The organism is Roseibium sp. RKSG952 (genome assembly GCF_009711355.1).
Map to the genome: position 1 here is coordinate 1 of NZ_SMMF01000765.1, position 8,159 is coordinate 8,159.

The 8,159-nt window shown below is 57.2% G+C and carries 8 protein-coding genes; 2 read left to right on the forward strand and 6 right to left on the reverse strand.

The window, feature by feature from the left end; genetic code table 11:
• Nucleotides 1-56: 56 nt before the first annotated feature.
• The 6 genes from E1297_RS05890 to E1297_RS05915 all read right to left on the reverse strand — a co-directional run bounded on the left by E1297_RS05890 (nt 57) and on the right by E1297_RS05915 (nt 6,277).
• Nucleotides 57-3,518 carry an AAA family ATPase gene (locus E1297_RS05890; RefSeq protein ID WP_155135201.1) on the reverse strand — a complete coding sequence of 1,154 codons (3,462 nt, stop codon included), beginning with the start codon at nt 3,516-3,518 and terminating at the stop codon, nt 57-59.
• Nucleotides 3,519-3,522: 4 nt separating this feature from the next.
• The gene (locus E1297_RS05895) at nt 3,523-4,395 is read right to left on the reverse strand and encodes a DsbA family protein (RefSeq protein ID WP_196223212.1); all 873 of its coding nucleotides are present in this window, start codon (nt 4,393-4,395) and stop codon (nt 3,523-3,525) included.
• A gap of 111 nt (nt 4,396-4,506) precedes the next feature.
• Nucleotides 4,507-4,782 (reverse strand): HU family DNA-binding protein, encoded by a 276-nt coding sequence (locus E1297_RS05900; protein WP_155135205.1) that lies wholly within the window; start codon nt 4,780-4,782, stop codon nt 4,507-4,509.
• A 137-nt stretch (nt 4,783-4,919) separates the two neighbouring features.
• Nucleotides 4,920-5,465 (reverse strand): metallophosphoesterase, encoded by a 546-nt coding sequence (locus E1297_RS05905; RefSeq protein ID WP_155135207.1) that lies wholly within the window; start codon nt 5,463-5,465, stop codon nt 4,920-4,922.
• Nucleotides 5,465-5,917 carry a GatB/YqeY domain-containing protein gene (locus E1297_RS05910; RefSeq protein WP_155135209.1) on the reverse strand — a complete coding sequence of 151 codons (453 nt, stop codon included), beginning with the start codon at nt 5,915-5,917 and terminating at the stop codon, nt 5,465-5,467. Before E1297_RS05910 ends, E1297_RS05905 begins: the two co-directional genes overlap by 1 nt.
• A gap of 96 nt (nt 5,918-6,013) precedes the next feature.
• Nucleotides 6,014-6,277 carry a hypothetical protein gene (locus E1297_RS05915; RefSeq protein WP_155135211.1) on the reverse strand — a complete coding sequence of 88 codons (264 nt, stop codon included), beginning with the start codon at nt 6,275-6,277 and terminating at the stop codon, nt 6,014-6,016.
• A gap of 402 nt (nt 6,278-6,679) precedes the next feature.
• On the opposite strand from E1297_RS05915, the gene E1297_RS05920 reads away from it, so the two are divergent.
• Both E1297_RS05920 and E1297_RS05925 read left to right on the forward strand, forming a co-directional pair.
• Nucleotides 6,680-7,111: a regulatory protein RecX gene (locus E1297_RS05920; protein ID WP_196223213.1), complete on the forward strand. Its 432-nt coding sequence runs from the start codon at nt 6,680-6,682 to the stop codon at nt 7,109-7,111.
• A gap of 55 nt (nt 7,112-7,166) precedes the next feature.
• On the forward strand, nt 7,167-7,811 hold the full coding sequence (locus E1297_RS05925; protein WP_155135215.1) for a site-specific integrase: 645 nt from the start codon (nt 7,167-7,169) through the stop codon (nt 7,809-7,811).
• Nucleotides 7,812-8,159 lie beyond the last annotated feature (348 nt).

Consider the following 8,159-nt stretch of genomic DNA (forward strand, 5'->3'; position numbering starts at 1 on the left):
GCAAAAGCCTGTCAGCAACGCGAATCTCGTTACACAGCCTAAAGGCATGCGCTTCGCTAAAAATCCCTATCCCTTGAGGCAGGGAAGGCGTTAACTTGTCGGTGACCGAACTCGACCGCCTCGTTGACGTCGATGGAGGCTATTCGGCTTACGCCGCGTTCCGCCATCGTCACGCCGTACAGCCTGTCGCAGTTCGCCATTGTCAGCGGGTGATGCGTGACGACGAGAAAGCGCGTGCTGTCGTCCAGAGCCATCTCCTTTACCAGCCGGCACAGGCGATCGACGTTGGCATCGTCGAGTGGCGCGTCGACCTCGTCCAGAACGCAGACCGGAGCCGGACGGATCAGGAAGGCGGCGAAGATGAGCGCGATAGCGGCCATGGCCTGCTCTCCCCCCGACATCAGGGACATCGTCTGCATCTTCTTGCCCGGCGGACTGGCGTAGATCTCCAGGCCTGCCTCCAGGATGTCCTCCGATCCGGACAACTTCAGATGCGCCTCTCCGCCTTCGAAAACCCGGGTGAATAACTCCTTGAAGTTTCCGTCCATCAGCGCGAAGGATTCAATGAGGCGCGCTCTCGCTTCGGTATCCAAGTCTCCGATCAGCTTCCTGATCAGCGAAACCGCCTCCCGCAGCTCGGTGACGGCCTGTTTCGCTCCGCCGAGCTTCTCCTCGATCTCCGAAGCCTGCTCCTCCGCCAGGAGATTGACGGTGCCAATATTGTCCCGCTCCCTAACCAGACGCGCCACGCGCGCGTCGCAAGCTTCCACCTCCGGCAATTCGGCATCGACATCCACGCCCGCGATCCCTGGCAATTCGGCGGTCTCACAATTGAGACGCTCCCTTATTTCGCGGTTCAATTCCTCCAGGGCCTCGGTCCCTGCCTTCAGCTCGGCCAAGATCGCCGCGCGGTCCTCCCGAACGACGCTAACCTCTTCCGTCCTCTTGCGAACCTCGTCTCGTCCGTCCACTATCTCCTTCTCGATCGCTGACGCGCTCTCCGAAGTGGCGGCGAATTCTTCGCGAGCCTCCTGAAGACGATCTACCAGACGCTGTCCGGCATCCGGCGCGAGCGCTTCGGACTCCTCGCAAGCCGCAACTTCCTCTGCGTATTCCTGCAATCTTTCGTTCAGCTCCGCAATCAAGGCCGCCGCAGTTCTCGCTTTCTCGTCCGCCTTGGCGATCCGGCGGCGAACATCTACGAGCTTCGTCTTCCGAAGGTCGCTCTCCCGGTTCACCAAATCCAGTCGAGACCTCGCCGCACTTTCCAGTGCGACCCTCTCCGCATGCTTTTCCTTGGCTTCGGTCAGCGCCGCCACGTCGGTCCCCGCATCCATCGCCTCCGTCATATCGACGACGGCGGACTCTAGATCCGCGCGGACGACATCCAGTTCCTCGATAATTGACGGCAGGATGTCCTCCGCAGCCTTCAACGAAGAAAGAGCTTCCGATTTTTCAGTCATGGCCTTTGCGTTTGCCTTCTCCATCTCGGCGATTTGACGTCGAAGCCGCATTTCCTCCTCTCGCAAGGATCCGTATACCTCCTTAGTGTCGGAGAGGGTCTTGGCCGCCTCATCCCGCGCTTTCTGGGCCGTGCCCACCGCGACCTCGATTCGGGGCAGCTCCTCTCCGAGAGCCCTTATTCTTGCCGAACGCTTGAGATCCTGTTCCGCCGCACCCTCCTTGTCGGAGCAATATCCGTCCCAGCGGTAGAGCCTCCCGTCCATCGTGACGATCGACATGCCCTGCTTAAGCTGACGGACATGTTTGGTCGCCTGATGATCGTCCTTCGCTACTCCGACCGCCTTCAACGCTGGCAGGACGAGTTCCGATCCCGACACGTATCTCGAGAGAGGAGGTAGCCATTCCGGTCCCTTGACATCGAGGCGGGTTCCGTTCCAGTGTCTTCCCGACGCTTCGTCCGTGCCTGCATTCAACCCCTCTCCGAGCGCCGCAGCCAAGGCTCTTTCGTACCCCTCATGAACAATGAGTGTCTTCGCAAAACCTTCACCGGCATCGGAATTCAAGCCCACAAGGATCTCCAACTCCGCACGGAGAGCCGCCGCTTGCGCGCTTTTTTCAGACAAGACGGCATTTGTCCGGGAAACGTCTTGTTCCTTCTCCGGAAGAAGGTCCGCCAACTCCAAGGCTCTCACGGACGTTTCCTCGATGCGTTCCCTCATTTCGAGAATGGCATCCGAACCATCTGTCATCCCCGCGATGCGCTCCTTCAAGGAGGCGATCCTCTCGGCCATCTGGTCTCGACGAACCTCGTTCTGCATCAGGCGCGCCTTCAAGTCGTCATGACGGCGCCGCAACGCCTGCTGCCTCTCCCTCAAAGCGGCCGCGCCCGCTTCCAGAGCCCGAAGGGTATCGGCCGCCTCAAGCGCCTCCCTGTGCGCCCTTTCATGTTCTTCAGTAGCTTCGGAGATGGCCTTCGCCCCATAAAGTTCGTCCTCCTCGAGCATTTCGATCTCGTCCTTGAGACCGGAAGCCTCTTCCGCCGTGTCGGCGTTCTCCTGGCGCGTTCTCTCCAAATCCACCTTCGTCCGAGACACGTTTCTTTTCGCAGCTTCTAGCGCCTTTTGCGCGGCAGCTATTTCTTTGTCGAAGGTATCGACAGCCGCTTCCGCGAGTGCGAGTGCGGTTTCCGCCTCTCTTTTTCCCGACATGATCGGCTCGGCCTGAAGCTCCGTTTCGGCCAAAGCCTCCTCAGTCTTCTTAAGAGCCAAAATCGCCCCTGCTGCGCGCTCCTCGTTCTCTTTGTGACGGTTCTGCGTGAACCTCAAACGCTCATCTGAGGCCTTCCACCGGACCAGGAACGCGATTGCTTCCGCCGACCTGATTTGGGTATCTATCGTCTTGTATCTAGCCGCCTGTCGGGCCTGTCGCTTGAGCGAGGTCAACTGGTCCGAGAGACCCTTGCCCATATCCTCCGCGCGCTCAAGATTCTGTTCCGTCGCCTTGAGCTTTATCTCCGCCTCACGCCGCCGTGCCGACAGCCCCGTAACGCCCGCCGCCTCCTCGAGGAGACTCCGTCTCTCGGAAGGCTTGGCGTTGATGATCGCGCCGACTTTCCCCTGCGATACGATAGCGGATGCCGCTGCACCCAGTCCGGCATCCTTAAACAAGGTTTGAACGTCGCGAGCGCGAGCCGTCTTGCCGTTGACCCGATAAGTGCTTCCGTCACCCCTCTGGAGACGACGCCCCACCTCTAGACTATCGGTATCGTTGAATTCAACAGGGGCCGTCCTGGCCTCGTTGTTCAGGAATATGCGGACTTCGCAGGTCGACTTCGGAGGCCTTGCGTCCGTCCCGCCAAAGATGACATCGTCCATCCCGCCGGCACGAATCTTTTTAGGCGATGCCTCGCCCATGGCCCATCGAAATCCATCCATGACGTTCGACTTGCCACACCCGTTCGGTCCGACAATCCCCGTCATGCCCTTCTTGATCTCAAGTTGCACCGGATCGGCGAAGCTTTTGAATCCGGATATCCCGATCTTGTCGACCTTCAATGGATCAATCTCCGGATGCGCGCTGTTCCCGCAGAACGTCGATTGCCGCCTGGAGGCGTTCCCGCAGATCCGGCACGGCACCGCGGATCGGTAGTTTCACGCCAGGAACGTAGATGTATGGGGTTCCGGTGATCCCGGAATTCCGGGCGATATCAAGGTTTCCGGCGACGAACCCGGCATCGTCTGTGGCACTGGCGCGGCGTAGAATATCCTGAGCCTTTTCATCACCGACGATAACGTCGAGCACCGCTCCGACGCTTCCGGGCGTCGAGGACGAACGCTGGGTCATGATGCGGTCGTGATATTCCCCGTAGAGACCGGGGTATTCCGCCCAGAGTATCTCCGAAACGGAGGCGGAGAGACGGCTGTTTGGGCCCAGGATTGGAATTTCGCGATGCACGATCTTCACGTCCGGATTTTCGGCCGCGAATTCTTTGATGACGGGATAGATGCGCTTGCAGTAAACGCAATTTACGTCCATGAACTCAATAATCTCGATGCCGTCGGCCGGGCCGATGAATGGCAGCTTCGAAGTTTCGACGATGGCATCGTGATTTTCGAAAACAAGCTTGTCCTTGTTCGCCTGATCGCGAGCCTGCTCCGCCTGCATGTGTTTCTGGATAGCCGACAGGACGAAACCTGGGTCGTCCTCGATGACGCGCCTCACGATAGCCTCTATTTCCGCGTCCGTGGGAGCTGTGGAAACCGCTGGAGGTGCGGTGGTTTCAACCTTCGTAGTGTTTTCCTCGGCAAACAGCAGGGTACTCGTGGCAAACGCCCCGAAGACAATGGCCGTCGCAGCGAGCCAAACGGATCGTGCACTCAGGATGGAGGGACGGGTGGCATCTTCGCCGTAAATGAATTTTGTGAGGTTCATGGGATTCACCAGAAAAAGAACACTGAATCCCATGGTGAACGCAAAAGCGCCCGTGTCAATCTCTCGACACGAGCGCTCACGAAATCGTTTGCTTCAACGGAACTCTTGAACTTATGCGTTCAAGGCATCCTTGAAGCCTTTGGCAATCTTGAAGCCGACGCCCTTCGAGGCGGCGATCTGGATCTTTTCGCCCGTAGCCGGGTTCCGGCCTTCGCGCGCGGCGGTCTCTTTTGGCTTGAACGTGCCGAAGTCCTTCACCGGAACTTCCTCACCGGAGGAAATAGCCGCCTTGATGGAGGCGAAAACCGCGTCCGTCGCGATTTTGGCATCTGCCTTGGAGGAGCCGGTCGCAGTAGAGACTTGATCGACGATGTCTGTGTATTTCATTTCGAATCCCTAATCGTGTTGAACAAATTTCTGAATTACACGGGAATACGGAATCCGCAACGCCAAAACGCCCGAAAATACCCGAAAGCCGCTTTTTCAGTGGAAATTCGGTGAAAACACTTGACGGTCCCCGCGGATCACGAGGTTTTTACGAAACTTTCGTCCTCGAAATCGGGATTGTCCCGCTTCATTCCCTCGATCGCCTCGTTGAGCGTGATGGGCCTGAAGTCCCAAACGTCCACGCCGACATCGATAGAACGGCCAATTCCTGGCAAGTTGCCGTGAGAATGCCCGTAAAGGTGATACGCCCCGAAATGCCTCTTCGGCCAGGCACGCAAGGAATAGTGATCCAGATAGACCGTCTTTCCCTCTACTCCGAGCGTCTTCCTGTCCACCGGCTTCGAGGACCACGGGAGTTGCAGGACTTGTCGTCCGTCGTGATTTCCTTTGACCAGATGCTTGCGACCGTTGAGAGCCGCGAATATCCGCTCAAGCCCGCTGTATTTTCCGGACCAACCGAAGTCTCCAACGACGTAGACATCGTCGGATTTACTCCGCACACGATCGTTCCAGCGTCTGATGAGCGCCTCGTGCATTTCATCGATGTCCTGGAACGGCCGGCTGCAATGCCTGATTATCTGTCTGTGTCCGACATGCAGATCGGCCGTGAAGAACGTCGCCATCAGCCGATCATCTCCTTAACGACCGGAGTCATGGTCTTTCCGTCGAACGCATCACCGAACTTATCGCGCAGCCCCTTCATGACCGTCCCCATCGCGGACTTGGGATAGGGAGCCTTGCCGAACCCTGACAGGATCGTTTGGATTTCCGACCTCAGAGCATCGTTCGAGACGGCGGCTGGAAGATAGGCAGCGAGTATTTCGAGTTCGCGGCGGGCGACGTCGCCGCGGGGATCGCTCTCATCCGGCAGGGCCTCGAGCGTCTTCTGCGAGTTTTTCATGAACGTTTTGATTTCGGCCACAGCCTCGCTGTCAGTGGTCTCCCTTTGGCCGTCGTCCTTGCCTATCTTGGCGACGGCGGCGCTCAGGGTTACCAGCAGCGACTTCGCGACCTTGTCGTCTCCCGCCTTTCTGGCAGCCATCGCATCCGATTTGATACGATCAGTCAGTGACATATCCGTATTCCTTCTGTTACGCGTTCGAATCCCTAAATACCTGGATTGACTCGGTCGGATCAGAATTAGGACATGTCCCAAGTTTTGTCGAGTCCCTCAAGCAGGATGGAACGGTCCTGGAGCGTGGGGGTGCATCGGCTCCTCGGGTTCGGGAGGCATTTTTGCCGAAAGGTGCTCCGGGATTTCATCGAGCCGCGCCCCCAGCCGCAGGGCCATTCGCGCGACGACATCGTCGACGAACCGCGCCGGAAGAAACGCGATATGATGAGGGTTGCATTCAATGACCGAAACGCAAGCCTCTCTGCACGTGACCACGCTTTCGTATGTGATCTTCGTCGTTTTGCCACAAGAAACACCCATGCCCAACTCCTTCTTGTTTGCCTAACCAATTCTCGGCCCCGGGCGTGCATGCGAGGCGAGTAAAAAGGAGGCGCAGGCCATCTTGCGACGCGCAAAACTACGCCCGGAGAACCAAAAAAATGAGCAAAGCCGCGCATCGGCCCCTATCCCTGATGCCAAAAAAAGATGCATCCCACTTGCTTGATGCAGTTGTCGAGCACCGGCGGCGCTAGAATTATCTGAACTGTGCGCTAGAAACCCCGTCCTTTGGAGCGGGGAAGACGTTAATCTATCAACGAGGGAAACATGTCCACGAAACTTGAAACCTGGGCACGAAACGCAGCCTTCCAGTACGTAGAACGGTTCGCAACAAGCGAAGCGAATTTGCGCAGCGTTCTGGAACGAAAGGTAAGGACGAGGAAGATGCAGGGACAAATACCCGAGGACGTCGATCCGACCGATGCGATCTCCGGTGCCATTTCCTTTCTGGTGGAAAATGGTCTCATCAACGACGCCTCATTCGCCGAAATGAAAACCAGGAGCGGCAAGGGAAAGGGAAAATCTCGATCCCGGATCACCCAGGAGCTGGTGATTAAAGGCGTCAACAAAGACCTTGCGGTGAAGTCCGTTAGCGATGTCGACGATCTTCACCAGGCGATCCGTCACGCCCAAAGAAAACGGATCGGCCCGTTTCGGACTTCGAACCTGGACGAGAAGACCAAGCGCCGCGAGTACGGCTCATTCGCACGGGCCGGATTCCCGCCTTCCGTCTTCCTGAAGGTCTTCGATATGGAGCAACAGGAAGCGGAGGACCTGCTCTTTCATAGGGAGAAAGACGAACTCACGCTACGTTAACATTGCTCTTGGGCTTTTCGTTCCGCTATTGTTCGCCCCGATTGCGGAGGCGAACATGAACGGCGAAACCTCAATAGTCACCGATGCTCACATTTTTCGTCTTCTAGTGGCGTGCAATGAAACTCGCTATCCGAGAAGAAACAAAGTGATCGTCCTGCTGGCTTTCGAAGCCGGGCTGACACCCTTAGAGATATCCTGGCTCAAGCGTTATGCGGTCGAAACGGACGGTTCGACGGTAGGAAGCCATATAGATCTGAGCGGGAAAAAAGGCAGCAATCTCATTGCTCGCAAAATCCCCCTTTCCTCGACGGGCCACCTCAGGGGAGCGCTGCTAGATCATCTCCACAACACACCTGGGCACTTAATGGACCCGGTCATTGTATCGGAAAGGGCGATTGATGGGGGAGGTGCCGTAAAAGACCCCAATGAAGGTCCTCTCAGCCCGATGCGTCCGACGTCGATCAGCTACGTGGTCTATAAACTCTGCGACAAGGCATCCATCCGGATCAACGGCATAAGGGATATTCGAAGATCGTTCATGACGATGGTCTCCAGAGCTGTCCGCGACGACCCCGTAGGCAACGCCCGAGACGTTCAGCAAATTTGCGGGCACCGTTCACTCGAAACGACGCAACGCTTCATGGATGCGGACTGGGAGGCCCAAACCCGAGCAATCGGATCTCTCTTCGACCGGAATTAAGGCAGGCATAGCCGGACACACCGACCCCTACGCAACTATCCACCCTCAGATTTCCTCTACGCTCGTCGTTGCTACGGCGAAAGGGCAGGGCGTGGAGATGTATGCTGGTGTTTTGCCACTCGCTCCGCACAAAAAAACGCACGTAAATACAACCGAGTGAGAAATATGTTTATTTCACTCGGTCGTATTTGTTATTTTTGCTCATTCAGGGCCGAGCGGAGAGGCTCACACACCACTCCAGTCTTTCTCTCGACCCAATCATGGAAGATTAAACGGCGGGGCGTTCGGGGGGCGTCGACTTGTTCTTTACGCTCTTCATTATTTTGCGCCGTGGGAACGCTGCGGTTC